At 72.1% G+C, this 22,305-nt stretch carries 22 protein-coding genes; 14 read left to right on the top strand and 8 right to left on the bottom strand.

Features of this window, described 5'->3' with window-relative positions; all coding sequences use genetic code 11:
* Positions 1-53: 53 nt before the first annotated feature.
* Together D3A59_RS01265 and D3A59_RS01260 are read right to left on the bottom strand one after the other, a co-directional pair.
* Positions 54-989: an IS5 family transposase gene (locus D3A59_RS01265; RefSeq protein WP_119153117.1), complete on the bottom strand. Its 936-nt coding sequence runs from the start codon at positions 987-989 to the stop codon at positions 54-56.
* Positions 990-1,024: 35 nt separating this feature from the next.
* The gene (locus tag D3A59_RS01260; protein WP_119153116.1) at positions 1,025-1,690 is read right to left on the bottom strand and encodes a c-type cytochrome; all 666 of its coding nucleotides are present in this window, start codon (positions 1,688-1,690) and stop codon (positions 1,025-1,027) included.
* A gap of 322 nt (positions 1,691-2,012) precedes the next feature.
* On the opposite strand from D3A59_RS01260, the gene D3A59_RS01255 reads away from it, so the two are divergent.
* Both D3A59_RS01255 and lolD read left to right on the top strand, forming a co-directional pair.
* Positions 2,013-3,269 carry a lipoprotein-releasing ABC transporter permease subunit gene (locus tag D3A59_RS01255; protein WP_119153115.1) on the top strand — a complete coding sequence of 419 codons (1,257 nt, stop codon included), beginning with the start codon at positions 2,013-2,015 and terminating at the stop codon, positions 3,267-3,269.
* A complete protein-coding gene (gene lolD, locus D3A59_RS01250) occupies positions 3,262-3,990 on the top strand; it encodes a lipoprotein-releasing ABC transporter ATP-binding protein LolD (RefSeq protein WP_119153114.1) in 729 nt (242 codons plus the stop codon). The genes D3A59_RS01255 and lolD overlap by 8 nt, the downstream gene beginning before the upstream one ends.
* Here the strand turns inward: lolD and D3A59_RS01245 are convergent.
* Both D3A59_RS01245 and D3A59_RS25145 read right to left on the bottom strand, forming a co-directional pair.
* On the bottom strand, positions 3,969-4,862 hold the full coding sequence (locus D3A59_RS01245; protein WP_419187224.1) for a DMT family transporter: 894 nt from the start codon (positions 4,860-4,862) through the stop codon (positions 3,969-3,971). The genes lolD and D3A59_RS01245 overlap by 22 nt on opposite strands.
* A 344-nt stretch (positions 4,863-5,206) precedes the next feature.
* A complete protein-coding gene (locus D3A59_RS25145) occupies positions 5,207-5,569 on the bottom strand; it encodes a hypothetical protein (RefSeq protein ID WP_157991344.1) in 363 nt (120 codons plus the stop codon).
* A gap of 120 nt (positions 5,570-5,689) precedes the next feature.
* Here D3A59_RS25145 and D3A59_RS01240 point away from each other — a divergent pair, with 120 nt between their 5' ends.
* The 4 genes from D3A59_RS01240 to D3A59_RS01225 all read left to right on the top strand — a co-directional run bounded on the left by D3A59_RS01240 (position 5,690) and on the right by D3A59_RS01225 (position 8,552).
* On the top strand, positions 5,690-6,427 hold the full coding sequence (locus D3A59_RS01240) for a hypothetical protein (RefSeq protein ID WP_119153113.1): 738 nt from the start codon (positions 5,690-5,692) through the stop codon (positions 6,425-6,427).
* A gap of 127 nt (positions 6,428-6,554) precedes the next feature.
* Entirely contained in the window at positions 6,555-7,091 is a 537-nt protein-coding gene (locus D3A59_RS01235; protein WP_157991343.1) for a hypothetical protein, read from the top strand.
* Between the two features lie 139 nt (positions 7,092-7,230).
* Positions 7,231-8,037 (top strand): TatD family hydrolase, encoded by an 807-nt coding sequence (locus D3A59_RS01230; RefSeq protein WP_119153111.1) that lies wholly within the window; start codon positions 7,231-7,233, stop codon positions 8,035-8,037.
* Positions 8,034-8,552, top strand: coding sequence for a DNA-deoxyinosine glycosylase (locus D3A59_RS01225; protein WP_119153110.1), 519 nt, complete (start codon positions 8,034-8,036; stop codon positions 8,550-8,552). Before D3A59_RS01230 ends, D3A59_RS01225 begins: the two co-directional genes overlap by 4 nt.
* Before the next feature lie 15 nt (positions 8,553-8,567).
* On the opposite strand, the gene D3A59_RS01220 is transcribed toward D3A59_RS01225, so the two are convergent.
* Positions 8,568-10,193: an ATP-binding protein gene (locus D3A59_RS01220; protein WP_205665069.1), complete on the bottom strand. Its 1,626-nt coding sequence runs from the start codon at positions 10,191-10,193 to the stop codon at positions 8,568-8,570.
* Positions 10,194-10,231: 38 nt separating this feature from the next.
* Positions 10,232-10,762 (bottom strand): methanogen output domain 1-containing protein, encoded by a 531-nt coding sequence (locus tag D3A59_RS01215; RefSeq protein WP_119153108.1) that lies wholly within the window; start codon positions 10,760-10,762, stop codon positions 10,232-10,234.
* Between the two features lie 147 nt (positions 10,763-10,909).
* On the opposite strand from D3A59_RS01215, the gene D3A59_RS01210 reads away from it, so the two are divergent.
* The 6 genes from D3A59_RS01210 (at position 10,910) to D3A59_RS01185 (ending at position 18,839) form a co-directional block, all read left to right on the top strand.
* Complete coding sequence (locus tag D3A59_RS01210; RefSeq protein ID WP_419187223.1) at positions 10,910-11,680, top strand: class I SAM-dependent methyltransferase; 771 nt, start codon at positions 10,910-10,912, stop codon at positions 11,678-11,680.
* Between the two features lie 5 nt (positions 11,681-11,685).
* Positions 11,686-13,500: a type IV pilus assembly ATPase TfpB gene (tfpB, locus tag D3A59_RS01205; RefSeq protein ID WP_119153107.1), complete on the top strand. Its 1,815-nt coding sequence runs from the start codon at positions 11,686-11,688 to the stop codon at positions 13,498-13,500.
* A 185-nt stretch (positions 13,501-13,685) separates the two neighbouring features.
* On the top strand, positions 13,686-14,150 hold the full coding sequence (locus D3A59_RS01200) for a tripartite tricarboxylate transporter TctB family protein (protein ID WP_119153106.1): 465 nt from the start codon (positions 13,686-13,688) through the stop codon (positions 14,148-14,150).
* Between the two features lie 39 nt (positions 14,151-14,189).
* A complete protein-coding gene (locus tag D3A59_RS01195; RefSeq protein ID WP_119153105.1) occupies positions 14,190-15,698 on the top strand; it encodes a tripartite tricarboxylate transporter permease in 1,509 nt (502 codons plus the stop codon).
* A gap of 122 nt (positions 15,699-15,820) precedes the next feature.
* Positions 15,821-17,104, top strand: coding sequence for a DUF3422 family protein (locus D3A59_RS01190; protein ID WP_119153104.1), 1,284 nt, complete (start codon positions 15,821-15,823; stop codon positions 17,102-17,104).
* A 109-nt stretch (positions 17,105-17,213) separates the two neighbouring features.
* Positions 17,214-18,839, top strand: a complete 1,626-nt coding sequence (locus tag D3A59_RS01185; RefSeq protein WP_119153103.1) for a gamma-glutamyltransferase family protein — start codon at positions 17,214-17,216, stop codon at positions 18,837-18,839.
* 13 nt (positions 18,840-18,852) lie between these two features.
* On the opposite strand, the gene D3A59_RS01180 is transcribed toward D3A59_RS01185, so the two are convergent.
* On the bottom strand, positions 18,853-19,371 hold the full coding sequence (locus tag D3A59_RS01180) for a hypothetical protein (protein WP_119153102.1): 519 nt from the start codon (positions 19,369-19,371) through the stop codon (positions 18,853-18,855).
* A 207-nt stretch (positions 19,372-19,578) separates the two neighbouring features.
* On the opposite strand from D3A59_RS01180, the gene D3A59_RS01175 reads away from it, so the two are divergent.
* Together D3A59_RS01175 and D3A59_RS01170 are read left to right on the top strand one after the other, a co-directional pair.
* Positions 19,579-20,454, top strand: coding sequence for a DMT family transporter (locus tag D3A59_RS01175; protein WP_119153101.1), 876 nt, complete (start codon positions 19,579-19,581; stop codon positions 20,452-20,454).
* A 3-nt stretch (positions 20,455-20,457) separates the two neighbouring features.
* Positions 20,458-21,243: an SDR family oxidoreductase gene (locus D3A59_RS01170; protein ID WP_119153100.1), complete on the top strand. Its 786-nt coding sequence runs from the start codon at positions 20,458-20,460 to the stop codon at positions 21,241-21,243.
* 30 nt (positions 21,244-21,273) lie between these two features.
* Here D3A59_RS01170 and D3A59_RS01165 read toward each other — a convergent pair whose 3' ends face one another.
* Positions 21,274-22,188: a DMT family transporter gene (locus tag D3A59_RS01165; RefSeq protein ID WP_119153099.1), complete on the bottom strand. Its 915-nt coding sequence runs from the start codon at positions 22,186-22,188 to the stop codon at positions 21,274-21,276.
* Positions 22,189-22,305 lie beyond the last annotated feature (117 nt).

Raw genomic sequence — 22,305 nt, 5'->3', positions numbered from 1 at the left:
GGCTCTGTTGCACAAATGAATTGAGGGGGAGCTTCCCCTGACCCCGGGCGGAGTTATGCCATGGCCACTGTTTGCGGCCGGCCGAGCTGGGTGAAGCGGTTGAGCAGCGCAGCGCGCACCTGCAACTCGGCGACTTGGCGATCGAAGGTGCGGGCCATGACACGCTCGCCCAGCAGCTTGAAGCAGCGCATCTTGGTCTCCACGAGGCTGCGGCGGTGGTAGCCGCTCCAGGTCTTCCAGATGCTGCGTCCCAGGCGCTGGATCGCGCGCATCGTCTCGTTACGGGCCAGTGCACCCGTCGTCAGCCACTTCTTCCACAGCCGCGCGTTGCTGCGCGTGGGGATGACGGCGGCGGCCTGACGCTGAGCAATGGCCTCATGGCAGCCCCGCGTGTCGTAGGCGCCGTCGCCGCTGACGCTGGCGATGGAGTCGCTGACTTGCTGCAGCAGCGCAGGCAGCATTGGCGCGTCGCCCACCGCGCTGTCGGTGACCTCGATAGCGCGAATCTCCAGGGTCTGCGCATCGATGCCCAGGTGCACCTTGAGCCAGCGCCGGGCGTAGTCGGCACCGTGCTTCTTGCGCTTCCACTCCCCCTCGCCGAGCATCTTCACGCCGGTGCTGTCGACCAGCAGGTGCAGCGCCGGACTGGGCCGGTAGCCGATGTGCACCTGCAGGTCCTTCTGCCGACGGCTCAGCGTGCTGAAGTCCGGCACCGGCCACTGCAGTCCTGCGAGCTTGAGCAGGCTCTCGACCATCCCGATGCTCTGGCGCAGCGCCAGACCGAACAGGCACTTCACGCTCAGGCAGAACTGGATTGCCGCGTCCGAGAAGGTCCGGTTGCGTCCGCGCCTGGCCTGCGGCGCGGCCAGCCACTGCATGTCCCGGTCGAGCCATACCAGCAGCGAGCCCCGCGCCTTCAGCGCCGCGTTGTACTGGGCCCAGTTCGTTGTCTTGTAGCGGCGCGCCGCCTTGTCGTCTTGCTTCGTCACGCCTTCAGCCTACCGAGGCTGTCAAGCGCCGCGCCCTAACCGACAGCACCGCCATTTGTGCAACAGAGCCCGACGACCGCCTCGATGTCCGCATCCGTCATCAGCCGGGTGTTGCTGGCCATCAGCGGGTTGACCCGCACGCCGTTGCCGGCGCGGTAGCGCCTGAGCGTCGTGCGCAGGTAGTCGGGCTGCTGCCCGGCGATGCGGGCCATCTGCTCGTTGCCGCGTCCGTCGCTGCCGTGGCAGCGGAAGCAGACCTTGTCGTAATACTCGCGTCCCCTGGCCGCCAGCGCGGCATTCGGGGGCGGCAGGGGCGTCACCTGCTGCGCGGCGTAGAACAGCACCATGCCGATCTTCTCGTCGCTGTTCATCGCCTTGATCATGCCTTCCATGAACTCGTTGCGGCGCCGGCCCTCGGCGAACTGGCGCAACTGCTCGAGCAGGTAGGACGGGTTCTGCCCCGCCAGGTTGGGAATGTCGGGCTTGAGGCTGTTGCCGCCCTCGCCGTGGCAATGCGCGCACACGGCCGCGACCTTGCGGCCGGTCTTGAAAAGCGCCTCGGCCGCCTTCCGGTCCTGCTTCACCTCCTCGAACCGCGCGCCGAGCTCCCTGGCAGACGGGGGACGGGCCGTGTCGGGCTGGGCGAGCGCAGGCGGAAACAGGAGCACCGTCGCGAGTGCCAGCAGGAAGCGCTTTGCCATCGGAAACCTCTCTTCGGGATCGTTCGTGCCCGGTGCGAATGAAAACTGCCGCCCGCGGAGAATCCGCCGCGCGGAACCGGGGCGCAGGAACCGGCGAAAAGATCCGGTTTCAATCGGCAAGCTCCGCAAGGAATCCGTCCTTTCCTCGATACCGGGTCGCCATCAGCCTAAAGTCTTGTATCAAGTTGTGTCAAGCGGCGTCCTCGGCGCGACCGAAGCGGCGAGAAGGGGCGGGTTTTTGCCGCCGTGCCCGCGGCGCGCCGGTCCCGACGGGGCGACGCCGCGGTGCGGCGAGCCCTGCCTGCTAGCATCGCGCCCACACATGAACTGGCCCTACGAACTCCAGATCGGCTGGCGCTACACCCGCGCCGGCCGCGCCACGCGCCGCAACGGCTTCATCTCCTTCATCTCGGGCGTGTCGATGCTCGGCATCGCGCTCGGGGTCGCGGCGCTGATCATCGTGCTGTCGGTGATGAACGGCTTCCAGAAGGAGGTGCGCGACCGCATGCTGTCGGTGATCTCGCATGTCGAGCTGATGGCGCCGGGCGGCGCCGCGCTCGCCGACTGGCAGGCGAGCGCGGCGCGCGCCCGCGAGCATCCCGCGGTGCAGGGCGCCGCGCCCTTCATCGCCGCGCAGGCGCTGATCGCGCGCGGCGACGACATGCGCGGCGTGCTGGTGCGCGGCATCTCGCCCGCCGACGAGCCCGGCGTCACGCCGCTCGGCGCGCAGCTGCGCGACACCGCCTTTGCCAGGCTCGTGCCCGGCGAGTGGGGCATCGTGATCGGCGGCGAGCTCGCGCGCTCGCTCGGCGTGATGGCGGGCGACCGCATCACGCTGCTCGCGCCCAGCGGCCAGGTCACGCCCGCCGGCGTCGTGCCGCGCATGCGCCAGATGACCGTGGCGGGCATCTTCGACTCGGGCCACTACGAGTACGACAGCGCGCTCGCGCTGATGCACATCGAGGACGCGGCCCGGCTCTTCCGCGTCGAGGGGCCGACCGGCGTGCAGCTGCGCCTCGCGGACGTGCACGCCGCGCCGGCCGTCGCGCGCGAGTTGGCCGAGCGCTTCGGCGGCGACGCGGTGGTGCGCGACTGGACGCGCCAGAACCGCAACTGGTTCGACGCGGTGCAGCTCGAGAAGCGCATGATGTTCATCATCCTGACGCTGATCGTCGCGGTCGCCGCCTTCAACCTCGTCTCGACGCTCGTGATGACCGTGACCGACAAGCGCGCCGACATCGCGATCCTGCGCACGCTCGGCGCGAGCCCCTCCTCAGTCATGGGCATCTTCATGGTGCAGGGGGCGCTCAGCGGCATCATCGGCACCGCGGGCGGCCTGCTGCTCGGCCTCGCGGTCGCGTTCAACATCGACGTGATCGTGCCGGCGATCGAGCGCGCGCTCGGCGCCTCGTTCCTGCCGGCCAACATCTACCTGATCAGCCGCATGCCGAGCGACCCGCAGGCCGGCGACATCGTGCCGATCGGCGTGATCTCGCTGCTGCTCGCCTTCGTCGCGACGATCTACCCGAGCTGGCGCGCCAGCCGCGTCAACCCTGCCGAGGCGCTGCGCTATGAGTGATGCCTTCAAGTCCCCGGTGCTGGCCGGGCGCAACCTGCACAAGCGCTATCGCGAGGGCCGGCTCGACGTGCACGTGCTGCGCGGCGTGGACATCGAGGTGTTCGCGGGCGAGACGCTCGCGATCGTCGGCGCCTCGGGCTCGGGCAAGAGCACGCTGCTGCACCTGCTCGGCGGGCTGGACGCGCCGACCGAGGGCAGCGTGCAGTTGCGCGGCCAGGATCTCGCGAGTCTCGGCGCCGCCGAGCAGGGCCGGCTGCGCAACGAGCACCTCGGCTTCGTCTACCAGTTCCACCACCTGCTGCCCGAGTTCAGCGCGATCGACAACGTCGCGATGCCGCTGCGCATCCGCCGCATGGACCAGCCGGTGGCGCGCGACGCGGCGCAGGCGGTGCTCGCCGAGGTGGGCCTGGCCGAGCGCGTGCGCCACCGCCCGGCCGAGCTCTCCGGCGGCGAGCGCCAGCGCGTCGCGATCGCGCGCGCGCTCGTCACGCGACCGGCCTGCGTGCTGGCCGACGAGCCGACCGGCAACCTCGACCGCGCGACCGCGGCGCAGGTGTTCGAGCTGATGCTGTCGCTCGCGCGCCAGCACGGCACCGCCTTCGTGATGGTCACGCACGACGAGGCGCTCGCCGCGCGCTGCGACCGCGTGCTGCGCCTCGACCAGGGCCGGCTCGACCACCGCCCGCCCCGCGGCGCGGATCAGGGGCGGCTCGCGGGCTGAACCCCGGCCGCCGCAGCGGGCGCGGCGCCCGCAGCCGGCTTCTTCATCAGGATCACGAGCGCGATGCCGCCGATCACCGCGGCGGTGCTGAGCCCGAGCCGCGCGGTCAGCGGCTCGGCGAGGAAGAGCACGCCGCCGAGCGCCGCGAGCACCGGCACGCTGAGCTGCATCGTCGCGGCGGTGGTGGCCTTGAGGCCGCGCAGCGCGGTGTACCAGACCGCATAGCCCATCCCGGACGCCACCGCGCCGGAGGCCACCGCGTAGCCGGCGCCTGCCGCGTCGAGCGAAGCCCAGGGCAGCGTGATCGCGCCCAGTGCGAGCCCCAGCAGCGCGGCGCGCAGGAAGTTGCCGGCGGTGACGCAGGTCGCGTCGCCCGCGCCGCGGCCGCGCAGCGAGTAGATGCCCCAGGCGATGCCGGCCGCGACCATCAGCGTCGCGCCCTGCCAGGGCGGCGCGGCGAGCCCGGGCAGCAGCAGCCAGACCAGCCCGGCGGCGGCGGTGCCGAGGCCCAGCCACTGCCAGCCGCCGAGGCGCTCGCCGCGCCACAGGCCCCAGCCGATCATCGTCGCCTGCACCGCGCCGAACAGCAGCAGCGCGCCGGTGCCGGCGCTGAGCGACAGGTAGGCGTAGGAGAAGGCCGCCGCATAGGCGAACAGCGCCGCCGCGGAGCCCCAGTCGCCGAGCGGGCGCTGCCCGCCCGCGCGCAGCCGCACGATCAGCGCGAGCACCAGCGCGCCCGAGACGAGCCGGATCGCGGTGAAGCTGGCGGCGTCGATCGCGGTGGCCTTCAGTGCGAGGCGGCACAGCAGCGAGTTGCCCGCGAAGGCGAGCATCGCGACGGCGGTGAGTGCGATGACGTGGAGAGGGCGCAAGCGGGACTCCTTGCCGGGGAAGCGCGGCTTTTGCGCATTGTGGCGGCACGCAGCGCCCTTGCGGCCGGTGCCGGGCACATGGAATGCCCCGGGAGGCGCATTGCGTCTTCGAGGCCCGGAATGAAGTTTCTTTTGCTGTCGATCCTCTTCGCGATTTTTCTGTTCGCCCTGTTCGTCGTGCCCTGGTAGGCCGGGCCGGCCCACGCGGCCCGCCTCGGCGGTGCCCGCTTCGTGCCGGCGCGAGACCGCGGAGGTCCCGCGGGCACGAGGCTTTCCGGCGGGGGCGCCCCGGACGAGCCGCATTCGCGCTCGTTCCGGCATTCCGATTGCAATTCGAATGAAATTCATGCTCGTTTTCGGGTCTGGGGTCGTTCTTTCGGCCTGCTCGTAAATCCTTGTGCGGCAAAACCCTGATGGGGACAGCATTTCTGCTTGCATGAGGCCGGGGCGAAGCGGAAACTCGCCGCTCCAAAAGAAATCGCATCGAAAAGGGCACTGCGGAAAAAGGAATCCTGCATCGGGTCGGTTCGAATCTCCCGCAATTCGACAGGGCGCAGGAGGGTGAGCTTGCGCCTGGAGAATGTCCGGGAAGAGGTTTCCGGAAGCCGGTTGGCGCGGTCTTCGAGAATCGGCGTGCCGAAAGGCCGGATATTTTCCTGAATGCAGGGCGGGGATTCGAATCGCAGCGGCCGCCAGGGCAGCGGCATATTCGGGCGCCGTGTTCTACGCGGCGGCGATGCGCTTCGTGCCGGGCGATCGAAAAGGCGGGGCCTTGCGGCCTGGCGGCCGGGATAACCGCCCGGCCACGCTTTGAAAGGAAACGGCTGATGAGCGGGTGGCGACTTCTCGGCGGCGCGGCGATGGTGACGGCCTCGGCCCTGGGCGGCTGGATGCTCAACGAGCGGCTGTCGGGCGAGGCCGGCGCGCCGGCCGTGAGCGGGGGCCCGCCGGCGGGCATGGCCGCGCAGCCGTCCCCGGAGTCCTCGCCCGGGCTCTCGGTGCTCGCCTTCCCGCGCCCGCCGCTCCAGGCGCCGGCAGCCGGGACGACCGAGGCTGCGGCCGCTGCGCCCGGCCCGGTCACGCTGTTCGCCGACGGCACCGTGACGATCGACGTGCACAGGCGCCCCTGGCGCTCGGTGCTGGAGGAGGTCGCGCGCCAGGAGAACGCGAGGACCCAGGGCGCGGCGCCGGCCCCGCGCGGCGAGCGTCCGGGCGCAGCCGGGGAGGCCCGACAGCAGGAGGTGCTGCAGGCGATCCGCAGCGGCGACGAGAGCTCGCGCTACCAGGCGCTGCTGCAGGCGCGCTCGGGCAACGCCCCGGTGCCGGACGACGCGCTCAGGCAGCTGTTCGAGATCGACGCCTCGGAGCGCGTGCGCCTGCTGGCCTTCGAGAACTATCTCGAGCGCCGCTCCGGCAGCGCCGAGGACGTGCGTTCCGCGCTGGAGTCGGCGCTCAACGTGCCGAGCGCGGCGATCCAGGCCGAGGCCCGCAAGCGGCTGCAGCTGCTCGACGAGCAGCAGCGCGCCGAGGCCGACGATCCGCAGGCGCGCGCCGCCGGATCCTGAGCGTTTTCCGGAGACCGGTCGCGGCGGGGGCGTGCTGTCCCTGCCCGCGACCCGCTCCACGGGGATGCGGCATTTCGGGCTGCGAGCATCACCGGTTCTCCCTGCGGCCCGCGACGAGGAGCAGTTCATGAGCGGTAGACGACTTCCATGGCGCGCGGGCGGGGTGGCCGCGCTGGCATTGGCGGCGGCCGGCGCGGCGTCGGCCGACACGCTGTCCGCGCAGACCCGCAACGGCAACTTCACCTTCCAGAACGCGCAGGGGCAGGTGAACGTGCCGGTGGCGCCCGGCACCTTCGAGTCGCCCACCTTCGCCTTCATCCAGGGCGAGCGGCTCGTCGTGAGCTACACCGCCGAGTGCGCGGTGGCGGGCGGCAACAACAACCAGAACAACAACAGCGCCAACATCTGGATGGACCTGGACATCGTGGCGCGCAACGTCACGACCAACGTCATCACCGTCCTGCCGCCCACCAACGGCAACAACGATGCGTTCTGCAGCGTCAACCACACGCCCCAGAACGACGGCTGGCAGATGAACGCCGTCAACGCCGTGGCCCTCAACCTGCCCACCGGCATCTACCGCGTCGAGGTGCGGGCGCGGCTGCGCGGCAACGGCGCGACCAGCGGGCACCTGGGCGACAGCTCGCTGATCGTCTGGAAGTAGGGCCCGGCAGCCGGTCCGGCCGGCGTTGGAGCGCGCGGGCCGGTGGCCGGTGCGAGGGCGCCGTGGGTCGCGCAGCGGGCCCTCGCCGGGCAGGGGCAAGGCCTGCAGTGCCGCGCGCGAGCTGCGAAGATCCGCTCCCATGTGGATCGACACGCATTGCCATCTCGACGCCCCGGAGTTCGACGCCGACCGCACGGCGGTGGTGCAGCGCGCGAAGGCGGCGGGCGTGCACCGCATCGTCGTGCCGGCGGTGCTGCCGGACGGCTTCGGCGCGACGCGCGCCGCGGCGCACCTGTGCGAGGGCGCCTACGCGCTCGGCACGCATCCGCTCTACGTCGTGCAGGCCGGGGAGGACGCGGCGGCACGGCTCGCGCTCGAGCTCGATGCAGCGCACGAGGACGAGCGGCTGGTCGCGGTCGGCGAGATCGGGCTCGACTTCTTCGTGTCCGGGCTCGACCGCGAGCGCCAGCAGGCGCTGCTGGTGGAGCAGCTGAAGCTCGCGCGCGCGCACGACCTGCCGGTGCTGCTGCACGTGCGGCGCTCGGTGGACGCGGTGCTCGCGGCGCTGCGCCGCGTGCGCGTGCCGGGCGGCATCGCGCATGCCTTCAACGGCAGCATGCAGCAGGCGCGGGCCTTCATCGAGCTGGGCTTCAAGCTAGGCCTCGGCGGCGCGATGACCTTCGAGCGCGCGCTGCAGATCCGCCGCCTCGCGGCGGATCTGCCGGCCGAGGCCATCGTGCTGGAGACCGATGCGCCGGACATCCCGCCGCAGTGGCTCTACCGCACCGCCGGGGAGCGCGCGGCGGGGCAGGGCAGCCGCAACGAGCCCTCGGAGCTGCCGCGCATCGCGCAGACGCTCGCGGCGCTGCGCGGCTGGACGCTGCCGGAGACCGCCGAGCGCACTGCCGACAACGCCCGTGCGGCGCTGCCGGGACTGGCGCGATGAGCGCGGCGGCGCCGGACGGCGACCCACCGCTGCAGGGCCTCGCGCCGGTGGTCGCGCCCGGCACGCGGCTGATGGTGCTCGGCAGCTTCCCCGGCGAGGCCTCGCTGCGCGCGCAGCAGTACTACGGCCACCCGCGCAATCACTTCTGGCCGATCCTCTCGGCGCTGTGGTCGGTGGACCTGCGCGCGCTGCCCTACGCGCGGCGGCTCGACGAGGTGCGCGCACGCGGCCTCGGCCTGTGGGACGTGTACGCGAGCTGCCGGCGCGAGGGCAGCCTCGACAGCGCGATCGAGGACGCGCGACTCAACGACCTGCCGGGGCTGCTGCGCATCGCGCCGGGCCTCGAGGCGGTCGCGCACAACGGCGGCGAGTCGGCGCGCTCGATGCCGCTCACGCGCGCGCTCGGCCTGCCGGTCTACCGGCTGCCCTCGACCAGCCCCGCCAACGCCTCGTGGAGCTTCGAGCGCAAGCTCGCCGCGTGGCGCGAGGTGTTCGGGCGCCACGGCCTGCTGTGAGCGGGTGCGGCACCCTCAGGCGCTGGCGGCGGGAACGAAGCGCGCCGCCAGCGACAGCAGCTCGCCGACCTCGATCGGCTTGACCAGGTAGCCGTCGAAGCCGCAGGCCAGCGCCCGGGCGCGGTCCTCGGGGCGCGCGAGGGCGGTGAGCGCGAGCGCCGGCGTGCCGCCGCCCTGATCGCCCGGGCGGGCGCGCAGCGTCGCGAGGAGCTGGCAGCCGTCGGTGCCGGGCATGCCGATGTCGGACAGCAGCAGCTCGAAGCGCCCGCGGCAGAGCCGCTCCAGCGCCTCGGCGGCCGAATCGGCGACGCAGACCTCGGCGCCGCAGTTCTCCAGCAGCACGCGCAGCAGCTCGCGCGCGTCGGGCTCGTCGTCGACCACCAGCACGCGCAGGCCCTGCAGCGAGGGGCAGTCACCCGGGCACTCGACAGGGGCGGGCGGCGCGGCGGCGGCGGCGCCGCCGCCGGGCAGGGGCTGAGGCGGCGTGACGCGCCCGAGCAGGGGCAGCGCGAGCGTGAGGGTGGCGCCCTGCCCGGCGCCGGGGCTCTCGGCCCGCGCCGTGCCGCCGTGCAGCTCGACGATCTGCTTGACGATCGACAGGCCGAGCCCCAGGCCGCCGTGGCGGCGCGTGATCGAGGCGTCGGCCTGCCGGAAGCGGTCGAAGACATGGGGCAGGAAGTCCGGCGCGATGCCCTCGCCGCTGTCGCTCACGACGATGCGCGCCTCGGCCTCGCCGGCTTCCAGGCGCACCTGCACCCGGCCGCCGCGCGGCGTGAACTTGACCGCGTTCGACAGCAGGTTCCAGACCGCCTGCTGCAGCCGGTCCGGATCGCCCCGCACCGTGCAGCCGGCGGCGTCCAGCCGCATGTCCAGCTGCAGCGACTTCGCCTGCGCGGCCGGCCGCATCGACTCGGTCGCCGCCTCGAGCACCGCGGCGAGCGGCACCGGCTGCACCCGCAGCTGCACCTTGCCGGAGATGATGCGGCTCATGTCGAGCAGGTCGTCGACGATGCGCGCCTGCGCGCGGGCGTTGCGCTCGATCGTGCCGAGCGCGGCCTCGCGCCCGGCAGGCGGCGAGGCGGGGTTGTTCAGCACGTGGAGCCAGCCGAGGATGGCCTGGATCGGGGTGCGCAGCTCGTGCGACAGCGTCGCGAGGAACTCGTCCTTGAGCCGGCTGACGCGCTCCGCCTCGAGCCGCGCCTGGCGCTCGCTCCGCAGCAGCTCGTCGCGCTGCTGCTCGGCGCGCTTGCGTTCGAAGATCTCCTTGGACAGCGCGGCGATCTTGCGGTTGAGCAGCGTGAAGCGGCCGGTGGTGTCCGACCTGGGCCGGCACTGCACGAACAGCAGCGCCGGCGCGCCGTCGGCGCCGCCTGCGAGGCGCCCGCCGTCGCAGCGCACCGCGACGGGCTCCCCGTTCGGCCCGCGCCAGAGCAGGGCGCCCGGCACGCGCTGGCGGCTGCGCAGGCACAGGCCCAGGTAGTCGCGGATCGGCCCGGGCGGGTCGGCGACGAGCGTCTCGAGCGGGGCGCCGACGAGCCGCGCGGCGGGCACGCCGCTCAGGCTCGCGAGCGCCTCGTTGGCCGCGAGCAGCGTGCCGGCGGCATCGGCGAGGAAGGCCGGCTCCGGCAGGAGGCGCAGCATCTGCGCCAGATCCTCGTGCGGCGGCATCGCGGCGGCGCTCAGGCCTGCACGTACTCGCGGCCGTCGGCGGCCTCGCTCTCGGCGCTGGGGCGCAGGTAGACCGTCACGAGGCAGTCCGGCTGGCCGGCCGCGAGCGTGCGCTGCAGCGCCACCTTGGCGTAGCCCAGGTTCTCGGCGGCGATGCTGCCGAAGACGTTGGAGGTCATCATGCACAGCGCGGGGCGGTCGAGCACCCTGTCGCCGAAGGGGCAGCGCCGGTTGCCGAACACGATGCGCTCGTCGCTTTCCTCGATGACGTGGAAGTCGCCCTGGATGCGGCGCTTGAGGTCCACCAGCACCGCCGCGACCTGCGCGCGCGACAGCCGCTCCACCTGCAGCGCCTGCCGGTACTGCCGGTCGATCGCGTCGCCGACGCGCTGGCCGACCACGCTGATGAAGCCGGAGGCCTCGTCGAGGCCGACGACGTCCTGCAGCGTGCCGGAGAGCTCGCGGATCAGCGTGCGCAGGAAGAGGTCGCGCTCCAGCTCGATGTCGAGCGCCTCCAGGGGAGTCTTCGCGCCGGGATTCATGATCGCATTCCTGGCCCCGGAGAAGGAGGCCGGGGCGCGCGGATGTTAGCCCCGGGGGCGCTGCGGGCGCAGCGCCGTGCCCGCGCTGCGGGCGGGTCCGGCACGCGACCGGGGGGCGGGCGGCAGCGCGGGCGGCGCCGGGGGACAATGCCGGCCATGCCCCGAAAGTCCGCCCCGCAACTCCCCCCCGTGACCGTTTCCGAACTCGACGGCGTGCGCATGCTGCACCTGGGCACCCCCTGGGTGCAGGGCGCGATGCGCGTGAAGAAGCCCGACGAGATCGAGCTCGAGTACGTGCAGCGCATGATGGCCTGGATGCTGTTCCGCCCCGCCGAGGCGCTCACGCACGGCCACGCGCTGCAGTTCGGCCTTGGCGCCGCGGCGATCACCAAGTTCTGCCGCAGGAAGCTGAAGATGCGCACCACCGCGGTCGAGCTGAACCCGGAGGTGATCGCCGCCTGCCGCAGCATGTTCCGCCTGCCCGAGGACGACACGAAGCTCTCGGTGGTGCAGGGCGACGCCGCCGCCTACGCGGCCGATCCGGCCCACGCCGGCCGCGCGATGGTGCTGTGCGTCGACCTCTACGACCACGAGGCGGCCAGCCCCGTGCTCGACAGCGCCGCCTTCTACGCCGACTGCCACCGGCTGCTGGGCGAGGGCGGCGTGATGACGGTGAACCTGTTCGGCCGCGACGCGAGCTTCGAGCGCAGCGTGGCGCTGATGGCCGAGAGCTTCGGCGAGCAATCGCTGTGGAGCCTGCGCCCGACGCGCGAGGGCAACACCGTCGTCGTCGGCCTCAAGGGCGTCGAGGCCCCCACGCGCGCAGTGATGGCCGAGCGCGCGGAACGGGTGGAGGAGCGCTTCGGCCTGCCCGCGCGCAAGTGGGTGCGCATGATCCGCAAGGTGAAGCTCGAATGAACCCGATGACCTCCCAGACGACCTCTGCGACGACGCCTCCCGCCGCCCGGCCGGCCGCCGCCGCCTTCCGCGGCCGGCCCGACTGGCGCCTGCTGCTCGACTGGCTGCGCGAGGACGGGCTCGTCACTGCCGAGGACGCGCAGCGCACGCAGCAGCGTCTGGCCGTCGCGGGCGCGCAGCACCCGCTGCTGCGGCTCGCGCATGTCGGCATGCCCGACGCGAGGACCGGGCGGCCGCTCGACGCCGAGGCGCTCACGGCCTGGCTGGCGCAGCGCGCCGGTCTGCCCTACCTGCGCATCGACCCGCTCAAGGTCGATGTCGGCCGCGTCGCCGAGGCGATGTCGATCGGCTACGCCGAGCGGCGCCGCGCGCTGCCGCTGCAGGTGGGTGCCGGCGAGGTGACGATCGCCACCTGCGAGCCCTTCGATGCCGAGTGGGTCGCCGAGATCGCCGCGCACATGCGCCGCCCGGTGCGGCTGGTGGTGGCGAGCCCGGCGGAGATCGCGCGCTACACGACCGAGTTCTACACGCTGTCGAAGTCGGTGCGCGCCGCGCAGAAGAGCGGCGAGGCGGCGGGCGCGGGCACGCCGAGCTTCGAGCAGCTCGTCGAGCTCGGCCGCAGCAACCGCCCGCTCGACGCCAACGACCAGGGCATCGTGCAGGTGGTGGACTGGCTGTGGCAGTACGCCTTCGACCAGCGCGCCTCCGACATCCACCTCGAGCCCCGGCGCGAGACCGGCGCGATCCGCTTCCGCATCGACGGCGTGATGCACACCGTCTACCAGCTGCCGCTCGGGGTGATGGCGGCGATGACGAGCCGCATCAAGCTGCTCGGCCGCATGGACGTGGTCGAGCGCCGCCGCCCGCAGGACGGCCGCATCAAGACCCGCAACCCGCGCGGCGACGAGGTCGAGATGCGGCTGTCGACGCTGCCGACCGCCTTCGGCGAGAAGCTGGTGATGCGCATCTTCGACCCGGACGCGACGGTGCGGGAGCTCGACGCGCTCGGCTTCTCGGCGCACGACGCGCAGCGCTGGGAGCGGCTCGTCGCCGAGCCGCACGGCGTGATCCTCGTCACCGGCCCGACCGGCTCGGGCAAGACCACGACGCTCTACTCGACGCTCAAGCGCCTCGCGAGCGAGGCGGTCAACGTCTGCACGATCGAGGACCCGATCGAGATGATCGAGCCGGCCTTCAACCAGACGCAGGTGCAGCCGCAGCTCGAGCTCGGCTTCGCCGAGGGGCTGCGCGCGCTGATGCGCCAGGACCCCGACATCATCATGGTCGGCGAGGTGCGCGACCTCGAGACCGCGGAGATGGCGATCCAGGCCGCGCTCACCGGCCACCTCGTCTTCACGACGCTGCACACCAACGACGCGGCCTCGGCGATCACGCGGCTGACGGACCTCGGCGTGCCGCCCTACCTGATCGGCGCCACCGTCATCGGCGTGCTCGCGCAGCGCCTCGTGCGCACGCTCTGCCCGCACTGCAAGCAGCCCGACCCGGCGCTGACGCGCGAGATGCTCGCCGCGGCGGTGGCGCCGTGGCGCATGAACGGCGGCTTCCGGCCCTGCCGCCCGGTCGGCTGCCTGGAGTGCCGCATGACGGGCTTCCGCGGCCGCGCCGGGATCTACGAGCTGCTCACCGCCAGCGAGGCGCTGAAGGCGGCGATCGGCGGCGCGCCGGAGCTGGCGCGGCTGCGCCAGCAGGCGGTCGCCGACGGCATGCGCCCGCTGCGCCTGGCCGGCGCGGCGCGGGTCGCCGAGGGCAGCACCACGCTCGACGAGGTGCTGCGCGCCACGCCGGCCTGGGAAGGCTGAGTCTTCGGCTTTTGATTCGGGTAAACCCTTTGGGTGATTACCCGAATAACCGGAACTCCCAGGCTTCATTTTGAGCTGGGCTAAGTGGAAGCCACAGGAACCGTTAACGAATGCATTCCTAGAATCCCGCCACACCCCCCGTTCGCCCGTCGGCTTTTCGGGCCCCGGGATATCAGGAGACTTTCATGAAAATCAAGAGCCAGCGCGACTTCGTCGCCGGCCTCATGTTCATCGTGGCCGGCATCGCCTTCGCATGGGGCGCCACCAGCTACAGCTTCGGCTCGTCGGCGCGTCCCGGTCCGGGCTACTTCCCCTTCGGCCTCGGCGTCATCCTCGCGGTCCTCGGCGGGCTGGTGACCTTCAAGGCGCTGACGATCGAGAGCGCCGACGGCGACAAGATCGGCGGCATCGCCTGGCGGCCGCTGCTGGTGATCCTGGGCGCGGTGCTGGTGTTCGGCTTCCTGCTGCCGCGCATGGGCCTGGTCGTCACGGTGCCGGTGCTCATCACGATCGCGAGCCTGGCGGGCGACGAGTTCAAGTGGAAGGAAGTGATCCTGCTGTCGATCATCCTGACGGTGGGTACCTGGGCCGTGTTCATCAAGGGCCTGTCGCTCGTGCTGCCGATCTGGCCGCCCTTCATCACCGGCTGATCCCGCCCTCATCAAGATTCCCAAGAAACGGACCCGTCCATGGATCTGATCAACAACCTGATGCTGGGCTTCGGTACTGCACTGACCCTGCAGAACCTGATGTACGCCTTCTTCGGCTGCGTCCTGGGCACGCTCATCGGCGTGCTGCCGGGCCTCGGCCCGGTGGCGACGATCGCGATGCTGCTGCCGTCGATCTACGCGCTCGACGCCACGCCCGCGCTGATCATGCTCGCCGGCATCTACTACGGCGCGCAGTACGGCGGCTCGACCACCGCGATCCTGATCAACGTGCCCGGCGAGTCGGCCTCGGTCGTGACCGCGATCGACGGCTACGCGATGGCGCGCCAGGGCCGCGCCGGCGCCGCACTGTCGGTGGCCGCCCTCGGCTCCTTCTTCGCCGGCTCGGTGGCGACGCTGGTGCTGGCGGCCTTCGCGCCGCCGCTGACCGAGCTCGCCTTCAAGTTCGGGCCCGCGGAGTACTTCTCGCTGATGGTGCTGGGCCTGATCGGCGCGGTGGTGCTGGCCTCGGGCTCGCTGCTCAAGGCGATCTCGATGATCATCCTGGGCCTGCTGCTCGGCCAGATCAACACCGACGTGATCTCCGGCACGCCGCGTTTCTCGTTCGACATCCCCGAGCTCACCGACGGCATCAACTTCGTCGTGATCGCGATGGGCGTGTTCGGCTTCGGCGAGATCATCGCCAACCTCGGCCAGCCCGCGGAGAAGCGCGAGGTCTTCACCAAGGACGTCAAGGGCCTGTGGCCCTCCAAGCAGGACTTCAAGGAGGCGACGCCCGCGGTGCTGCGCGGCACGGTGCTGGGCTCCGTGCTGGGCGTGCTGCCCGGCGGCGGCGCGCTGCTGTCGTCCTTCGCAGCCTACACGCTCGAGAAGAAGATCTCGAGCACGCCCGAGAAGTTCGGCAAGGGCGCGATCCAGGGCGTGGCCGGTCCCGAATCGGCCAACAACGCCGGCTCGCAGACCAGTTTCATCCCGATGCTCACGCTCGGCATCCCGCCCAACGCGGTGATGGCGCTGATGGTCGGCGCGATGACCATCAAGGGCATCCAGCCGGGTCCGCAGGTGATGACGAGCAACCCCGAGCTGTTCTGGGGCCTGATCGCGTCGATGTGGATCGGCAACTTCATGCTCGTGATCCTGAACCTGCCGCTCATCGGCATCTGGATCAAGCTGCTGACGGTGCCCTACCGCTTCCTGTTCCCGGCGATCCTGCTGTTCTGCTGCATCGGCACCTACACGCTCAACAACAACAACTTCGACGTCTACATGACGGTGCTGTTCGGGCTGATCGGCTACATCTTCTACAAGCTGTCCTGCGAGCCTGCGCCGCTGCTGCTCGGCTTCATCCTCGGCCCGATGATGGAGGAGAACCTGCGTCGCGCGCTGCTGCTGTCGCGCGGCGACTGGACCGCCTTCATCTCCCGGCCGCTGTCGGCCGGCCTGCTGATCGCCGCGGCGCTGATGATCGTGATCGTGATGCTGCCCAACATCCGCAACAAGCGCGAGATGGCCTTCCAGGACGCCGACTGATCGAGCCGCGCACCGACGCGAACCGAAGCCGCCCGCGAGGGCGGCTTTTTTTTCGCCTCGGGCGGCGCGTGCCGGGACGATCCGGCCTCCCGTCGATAATCCCCTTCGACGAGGAGGTCCGAATGCTCACACCGCACCCGCAGCGGGAGATCCTGCACAACGAAGTCCACGCGCGCCCCTGGGAGCGGCTCGCGTCGCCGATGGCGCTGAGCCACCTGGCGCTGCTGACGCCGCCCGGCATCGCCGAGGCGAGCCGCCAGCACCTGCTCGCGCTGCTGCGCTCGCGCCACCTGCCGCTGCCGGCCGAGGAGGCGAGCCACCTGAGCGTCGAGCTCGGCGGCGGCCTGCACCTGCGCTGGGAGAAGCACACCGAGTTCCAGACCTTCACGTTCTGGCGCCCGCTCGCCGAGCCGCCGGCCGGCTTCGACGCGACGCCGGTGCAGCAGGTGCCGCAGGAGTGGCTGCGCGCCATTCCCGGCGAGTGGCTGGTCGGCCTGCACATGATGGTCACCCCCTTGCGCGAGGACGGCGCCGACCCGCTGGTGCGCGGCGGCCTCGACGAGGACAGCCTCGTCGGCTCCTGCGTCACCGACGGTCAGGCCGAGGTCTACACCGACTTCCGGCTGCATGCCGACGGCTTCGCGCGTCAGGTGCTGGTGGCGGCGAGCATGCACCCGCGCACGCTCGGGCGCACCGTGCAGCGCCTGCTCGAGATCGAGACCTACCGCATGACCGCGCTGCTCGGGCTGCCCGCGGCGCGCGAGGTCGGCGCGACCCTGGCCGACGCCGAGCGCGAGCTGGCGCAGATCGCCGGCGAGATCCGCAGCGCCGAGCGCCACCAGGAGCCGGAGCTGCTGCGGCGGCTGACGCACCTCGCCGGCCGCGTCGAGAGCCTCTACGCCAGCACGCACGCGCGCTTCTCGGCCAGCGCCGCCTACTTCGAGCTGGTGCAGCGCCGCATCGACGAGCTCAAGGAGACGCGGCTCGGCGGGCTGCAGACGCTCGGCGAGTTCATGGACCGCCGGCTCGGCCCCGCGATGCAGACCTGCGCCTGGGCCGGGCGGCGCCAGCAGGCGCTCTCGGAGCGCATCTCGCGCACCAGCAACCTGCTGCGCACGCGTGTCGAGATCGAGCAGCAGCAGAGCAGCCAGGCGCTGCTCGACGCGATGAACCGGCGCGGCAAGGTGCAGCTGATGCTGCAGAGCGCGGTCGAGGGCCTGTCGGTGGCCGCGATCACCTACTACGGCGCGGGGCTGGTCGGCTACATGGCCAAGGGCATGAAGGACGCGGGCTGGCCGATCTCGCCCGATCGCCTCGTGGCCCTGGGCGTGCCGGTCATCGCCTTCGGCGTCTGGCTGGGCCTGCGGCGGCTGCACCGGCTGGTGCACCGGGCCGCGGCGCACTGAGCGCAGCGCGCGAGGACAAGGCAGGCCCGCCGATTGCGGGGGGATCCGAGGATCGTGCGCGCAAGCGCGGCTGCGGCTGCCGACAATCGGCGGCCCGAGGAGGATCCCGATGAACTTCGACTACCGCTTCCCCTACGCGACGCCGCGCCTGCCGGTGTTCGCGCGCAACCTCGTCTCCACCTCGCACCCGGCGGCCGCCAGCGCCGGCGTGCGCATGCTGCTCGCCGGCGGCAACGCGGTCGACGCCGCGATTGCCTGCGCCGCGGCGATGACGGTGGTCGAGCCGGTCAGCAACGGCCTCGGCAGCGACGCCTTCTGCATCCTTTGGGACGGCGAGCGGCTGCACGGGCTCAACGCCGCCGGCCGCGCGCCCGCGGCCTGGACGCGCGAGTACTTCGCCGGCAAGTACGGCGACGCGGCGCGCACGCCGCCCAAGCGCGGCGTCGACTCGGTGACGGTGCCGGGCGCGGTGGCCGGCTGGGTCGCCTTGAGCGAGCGCTTCGGCAAGCTGCCCTTCGCCGACCTGATGGCGCCGGCGATCGAGCTGGCCGAGCGCGGCTACGTCGTGCCGCCGGTGGTGGGCTGGAAATGGGCCGCGCCGGTGGCCGAGCTGCAGGGCCAGCCGGGCTTCGCGCAGGCCTTCCTGCCGCATGGCCGCGCGCCGCACATCGGCGAGCTGTTCCGCTTCCCCGGCGCGGCGCGCACGCTCAGGCGCATTGCCGAGACGCGCGGCGAGGACTACTACCGCGGTGAGATCGCCGCCGCCGCGGTGCGCTTCCTGCGCGAGCAGGGCGCGGTGATCTCGGAGGCGGACTTCGCCGGCTGCGCCGCCGAGTGGGTGGAGCCGATCGCGACCGGCTACCGCGGCCACGAGCTGCACCAGATGCCGCCGAGCGGCCAGGGGCTCGCGGCGCTGATCGCGCTCGGGCTGCTGCGGCGCTTCGACCTCGGCTCGCTGCCGGTGGACGGCGCCGACGCGCAGCACCTGCAGATCGAGGCGATGAAGCTCGCCTTCGCCGACGTCTACCGCTACGTGGCCGATCCGGCCAGCATGGAGGTGACGCCGGAGCAGATGCTCGACGAGAGCTATCTCGAGCAGCGCGCGAGGCTGATCGACCCGAGGCGCGCGCAGGTCTTCGAGGCCGGCACGCCGGGCGACGTGCACCGCCGCGGCGGCACCATCTACCTCACCGCCGCCGACGAGCGCGGCATGATGGTGAGCTTCATCCAGAGCAACTACATGGGCTTCGGCTCCGGCGTCGTGGTGCCGGACTGGGGACTGTCGCTGCACAACCGCGGCCACGGCTTCTCGCTCGACGCGGCCAGCCCCAACGTCGTCGCGCCGGGCAAGCGGCCCTTCCACACCATCATCCCCGGTTTCCTGACGCGGGACGGGCAGCCGCAGATGAGCTTCGGCGTGATGGGCGCGAACATGCAGCCCCAGGGGCAGATGCAGACGCTGGTGCGCCTGCTCGACCATGGCCAGAACCCGCAGGCCGCCTGCGACGCGCCGCGCTGGCGCTTCAACAGCGGGCTGTCGATCAACGTCGAGGCGGCGATGGACCCGCAGGTCGTCGCCGAGCTGGAGCGGCGCGGCCACCGCACCGAGGCGATCAGGGACAGCTACCAGGACTTCGGCGCCGGCCAGTTCGTGTGGCGGCTCGGCGATCCGGCGGCCGAGGGCTACGTCGCCGCGAGCGATCCGCGGCGCGACGGGCAGGCGGTGGGTTGCTGAGCGTCGTGCTACCTCAGCGCGGCGTGCCGGCGGCGTCGCCGGGCAGCCCCGCATCGCGGCGCCGCGGCGCGAAGATGTCGAGCAGCGAGTGCAGCAGCAGCACGAGCGCCGCGCACCACAGCGCCGTCTGTAGCAGCGCCAGGTCCCCGGCCGGCAGCCCCGCGCCCGCCGGCAGGGGCTGCACCCGGCCCGGGGCACCGGCCCACAGCACGTAGAGGCACCAAGGCCAGACGCACAACGCGCTGACGATGCGCCGCATGCGCTCGTGCCCGGCGGCGGTCCAGTCGTCGAGCAGGGTGCGCACGCGCAGCTCCGCGCGGTCGCGCGTGAAGCTGCGCGCGATCGCCGCCATGTAGAGCACCGCTGCCTGCTGCCACAGGGCGCCGACATCGCCGGGCGCCCGCTCCTGCATCCACTGCTCCCGGGCGAGCTCGATCAGCCCCGACAGCCACAGCAGCGCGAGCGCCGGCAGCGCCAGCAGCGTGAGCGCATCGCAGGCGCGGTCGACGATTCGGAGGAAATTGCGCAGCATGGCGGGGGCGAAGCTTCAGCGGGAACGATATGTCGGGGGGTGGGCACCCACAGCCCCCCTGCCGGGGGATTGTGGCGCAATCCGGCGGTGCATGGCGCGGCCCGGTATAGTCGGCCGCAGATGAATTCCCCATCCTCCCCGGCGGTGCCGCCCGCGAGCGGCGCGGCGGGCCCCCCAGTCGCTCCCGCTTCCCCGATCGACCGACGCATGCTCGCCGCCGGCATCGCGATGGCGCTGGCCGGCGCGATCGGCTTCTCGGGCAAGGCCATCCTCGCCAAGCTGATGTACCGCCACGGCGTCGACGCGGTGACGGTGGTGATGTGGCGCATGCTGCTGGCGCTGCCGATGTTCGTGCTGATGGCCTGGTGGTCGAGCCGCGGCAAGGCGGCGCTCGCGCGTCGCGACTGGGCGATGGTCGGCCTGCTCGGCCTCACCGGCTACTACCTCGCGAGCATGCTCGACTTCATGGGGCTGGAGTACATCAGCGCGAGCCTCGAGCGGCTGATCCTCTACCTCAACCCGACCATCGTGCTGCTGATGTCGGTGCTGCTCTTCAAGCGGCGCGTCTCGGCGCGGCAGCTGCTGGCGCTCGCGGTCAGCTATGCCGGCGTGCTGCTGGTGTTCAGCCACGAGATCGGCGCCCAGGGGCCGCACGTGCTGCTCGGCAGCCTGCTGGTGTTCGGCAGCGCCGTGTCCTACGCGGTCTACCTCGTCTACAGCGGCGAGATGGTGAAGCGGCTCGGCTCGCTGCGGCTGGTGGGGCTCGCGAGCACGGTCGCGAGCCTGCTGTGCATCGCGCATTTCCTCGTCGCGCGGCCGCTGTCCGCGATGCTCGTTCCCGAGCCGGTGCTGTGGCTGTCGCTGCTCAACGCGACGCTGTGCACCGTGGCGCCAGTGCTGCTGGTGATGATGGCGATCGAACGCATCGGTCCGACGCTCGCGGCGCAGACCGGCATGGTGGGCCCCCTGTCGACCTTGGCGATGGGCGCGGTCCTGCTCGGCGAACCCTTCACGGTCTGGATCGCCGCCGGCACCGTGCTGGTGGTGTCGGGCATCTATCTTCTGGCCAAGTGGAGACATTGACGCATGGATCTGGGACTGCAGGGCAAGTGGGCGCTGGTGTGCGCCGCCAGCAAGGGACTGGGCAAGGGATGTGCCGAGGCGCTGGTGCGCGAGGGCGCGAACGTGGTGATCACCGCGCGCGGCGCCGAGGCGCTGGAGGCGACGGCGGCCGAGTTGCGCGCGCTCGCGGCCGGCCGCTGCGAGGTGAGGGCGGTTGCCGGCGACATCACGACGCCCGAGGGGCGCGCGGCGGCGCTCGCGGCCTGCCCGCAGGTGGACATCCTGGTCAACAACGCGGGCGGCCCGCCGCCGGGCGACTTCCGCGACTGGGACCGCGACGCGTGGATCCGCGCGCTCGACGCCAACATGCTCACGCCGATCGAGCTGATCAAGGCGACGGTGGACGGCATGATCGCGCGCCGCTTCGGCCGCATCGTCAACATCACCTCCGGCGCGGTGAAGGCGCCGATCGACATCCTCGGGCTGTCCAACGGCGCGCGCTCGGGGCTCACCGGCTTCGTCGCGGGCCTCGCGCGCAAGACCGTCGAGCACAACGTGACGATCAACAACCTGCTGCCCGGCGCCTTCGACACCGACAGGCTCAAGGTCACCTTCGAGGGCAGCGCGCGCGCAAGCGGCAAGACCATCGACGAGCTGCGCGAGGCGCGCATGAAGACGATTCCGGCGCGCCGCTTCGGCACGCCGGCCGAGTTCGGCGCCGCATGCGCCTGGCTGTGCAGCGCGCAGGCCGGCTACATCACCGGGCAGAACTGGCTGATCGACGGCGGCGCCTACCCGGGCACCTTCTGAACGGCCTCGCCGTCGCGGGCCGCGGCGCGCTCAGCCGCGCCGCGACGACACGACGATGCCGGCCACGATGAAGACGAAGGCGAGGCCGTGGTAGAGCCTCGGCGCCTCGCCGAGCAGCAGCGCCGACAGCGTCGCCGCGAACACCGGGGTCAGGTTGTTGAAGAAGGAGGCGGTCGCGGGGCCCACCGCCGCGACGCCCGCGCCCCAGCAGCGGAAGGCCACCAGCGAGGGCCCGATCGCGACGTAGGCCAGCACCGCGAGCACCGACGGCGTCCAGCGGATCGGCTCGGGATCGGCGATCGCCCATTCCACCCCGGTCGAGACGCCGCTCCACAGCAGGCCGAAGGCGATCTGCACCAGCAGGAACTCGGCCCAGTTCCAGTCCGGGCGCGCATCGCCGCGCATGTGCGCGGGCGGGCGCGCCAGCAGCCAGCTGTAGAAGGCCCACGAGAAGATCGCGATCAGCACCAGCAGGTCGCCGATCACGAAGTCCACGCTCGCGAGCGTCGCCGGGTCGCCGCGCGCGATCACGAGCAGCACGCCCGCGAGCGACAGCGCCGCGCCGAGGTACTGCCGCGGCTGCGGCCGTTCGCGGTAGACCACCGCGCCGACCAGCAGCATCCACACCGGCATGCTCGACGCGATCAGCGTGACGTTGATCGGCGTCGTGGTGTGCAGCGCGAGGTACTGCAGCGCGTTGTAGACCCCGATGCCGAGCAGCCCCACCAGGTTCAGGTAGCCGGCGCGCCGCAGCAGCGTCTGCGGGGAGCGCAGCGCGCGCCAGCCCAGCGGCAGCAGGATCAGGAAGGCCAGCACCCAGCGCAGCGCGTTGAGCGTGATCGGCGGCACCATGTCGACCGCGAGCCGGCCCACCACCGCGTTGCCCGCCCACATCAGCGGCGGCATCGTCAGCACGAAGGCGGTCCAGGGCGTCAGGCGGGACATGCGGGGCGGGCCGGGGCGGCGGCGTGGGCGAGGGGAGCGGGATGTTAACCGGCAATGCCCCCATGCCGCCTCGCGCGGCGGCGCTGCAAGTCCGGCCTGGCTGGCGTATCGTCACGG

This window comes from Caldimonas tepidiphila (assembly GCF_003569765.1).
GTDB lineage: Bacteria > Pseudomonadota > Gammaproteobacteria > Burkholderiales > Burkholderiaceae_C > Caldimonas > Caldimonas tepidiphila.
Note: the sequence above shows the minus strand (reverse complement) of the source record. Positions and strands in the feature narration are given on the sequence as shown.

What these genes read in the sequence shown, in the direction of transcription:
- D3A59_RS01260 (WP_119153116.1), bottom strand. Translation starts at nt 1,690, where the DNA reads ATGGCAAAGCGCTTCCTGCTGGCACTCGCGACGGTGCTCCTGTTTCCG.
- D3A59_RS01255 (WP_119153115.1), top strand. Translation starts at nt 2,013, where the DNA reads ATGAACTGGCCCTACGAACTCCAGATCGGCTGGCGCTACACCCGCGCC.
- lolD (WP_119153114.1), top strand. Translation starts at nt 3,262, where the DNA reads ATGAGTGATGCCTTCAAGTCCCCGGTGCTGGCCGGGCGCAACCTGCAC.
- D3A59_RS25145 (WP_157991344.1), bottom strand. Translation starts at nt 5,569, where the DNA reads ATGCCGCTGCCCTGGCGGCCGCTGCGATTCGAATCCCCGCCCTGCATT.
- D3A59_RS01240 (WP_119153113.1), top strand. Translation starts at nt 5,690, where the DNA reads ATGAGCGGGTGGCGACTTCTCGGCGGCGCGGCGATGGTGACGGCCTCG.
- D3A59_RS01235 (WP_157991343.1), top strand. Translation starts at nt 6,555, where the DNA reads ATGAGCGGTAGACGACTTCCATGGCGCGCGGGCGGGGTGGCCGCGCTG.
- D3A59_RS01230 (WP_119153111.1), top strand. Translation starts at nt 7,231, where the DNA reads ATGTGGATCGACACGCATTGCCATCTCGACGCCCCGGAGTTCGACGCC.
- D3A59_RS01225 (WP_119153110.1), top strand. Translation starts at nt 8,034, where the DNA reads ATGAGCGCGGCGGCGCCGGACGGCGACCCACCGCTGCAGGGCCTCGCG.
- D3A59_RS01220 (WP_205665069.1), bottom strand. Translation starts at nt 10,193, where the DNA reads ATGCTGCGCCTCCTGCCGGAGCCGGCCTTCCTCGCCGATGCCGCCGGC.
- D3A59_RS01215 (WP_119153108.1), bottom strand. Translation starts at nt 10,762, where the DNA reads ATGAATCCCGGCGCGAAGACTCCCCTGGAGGCGCTCGACATCGAGCTG.
- D3A59_RS01210 (WP_419187223.1), top strand. Translation starts at nt 10,910, where the DNA reads ATGCCGGCCATGCCCCGAAAGTCCGCCCCGCAACTCCCCCCCGTGACC.
- tfpB (WP_119153107.1), top strand. Translation starts at nt 11,686, where the DNA reads ATGACCTCCCAGACGACCTCTGCGACGACGCCTCCCGCCGCCCGGCCG.
- D3A59_RS01200 (WP_119153106.1), top strand. Translation starts at nt 13,686, where the DNA reads ATGAAAATCAAGAGCCAGCGCGACTTCGTCGCCGGCCTCATGTTCATC.
- D3A59_RS01195 (WP_119153105.1), top strand. Translation starts at nt 14,190, where the DNA reads ATGGATCTGATCAACAACCTGATGCTGGGCTTCGGTACTGCACTGACC.
- D3A59_RS01190 (WP_119153104.1), top strand. Translation starts at nt 15,821, where the DNA reads ATGCTCACACCGCACCCGCAGCGGGAGATCCTGCACAACGAAGTCCAC.
- D3A59_RS01185 (WP_119153103.1), top strand. Translation starts at nt 17,214, where the DNA reads ATGAACTTCGACTACCGCTTCCCCTACGCGACGCCGCGCCTGCCGGTG.
- D3A59_RS01180 (WP_119153102.1), bottom strand. Translation starts at nt 19,371, where the DNA reads ATGCTGCGCAATTTCCTCCGAATCGTCGACCGCGCCTGCGATGCGCTC.
- D3A59_RS01175 (WP_119153101.1), top strand. Translation starts at nt 19,579, where the DNA reads ATGCTCGCCGCCGGCATCGCGATGGCGCTGGCCGGCGCGATCGGCTTC.
- D3A59_RS01170 (WP_119153100.1), top strand. Translation starts at nt 20,458, where the DNA reads ATGGATCTGGGACTGCAGGGCAAGTGGGCGCTGGTGTGCGCCGCCAGC.
- D3A59_RS01165 (WP_119153099.1), bottom strand. Translation starts at nt 22,188, where the DNA reads ATGTCCCGCCTGACGCCCTGGACCGCCTTCGTGCTGACGATGCCGCCG.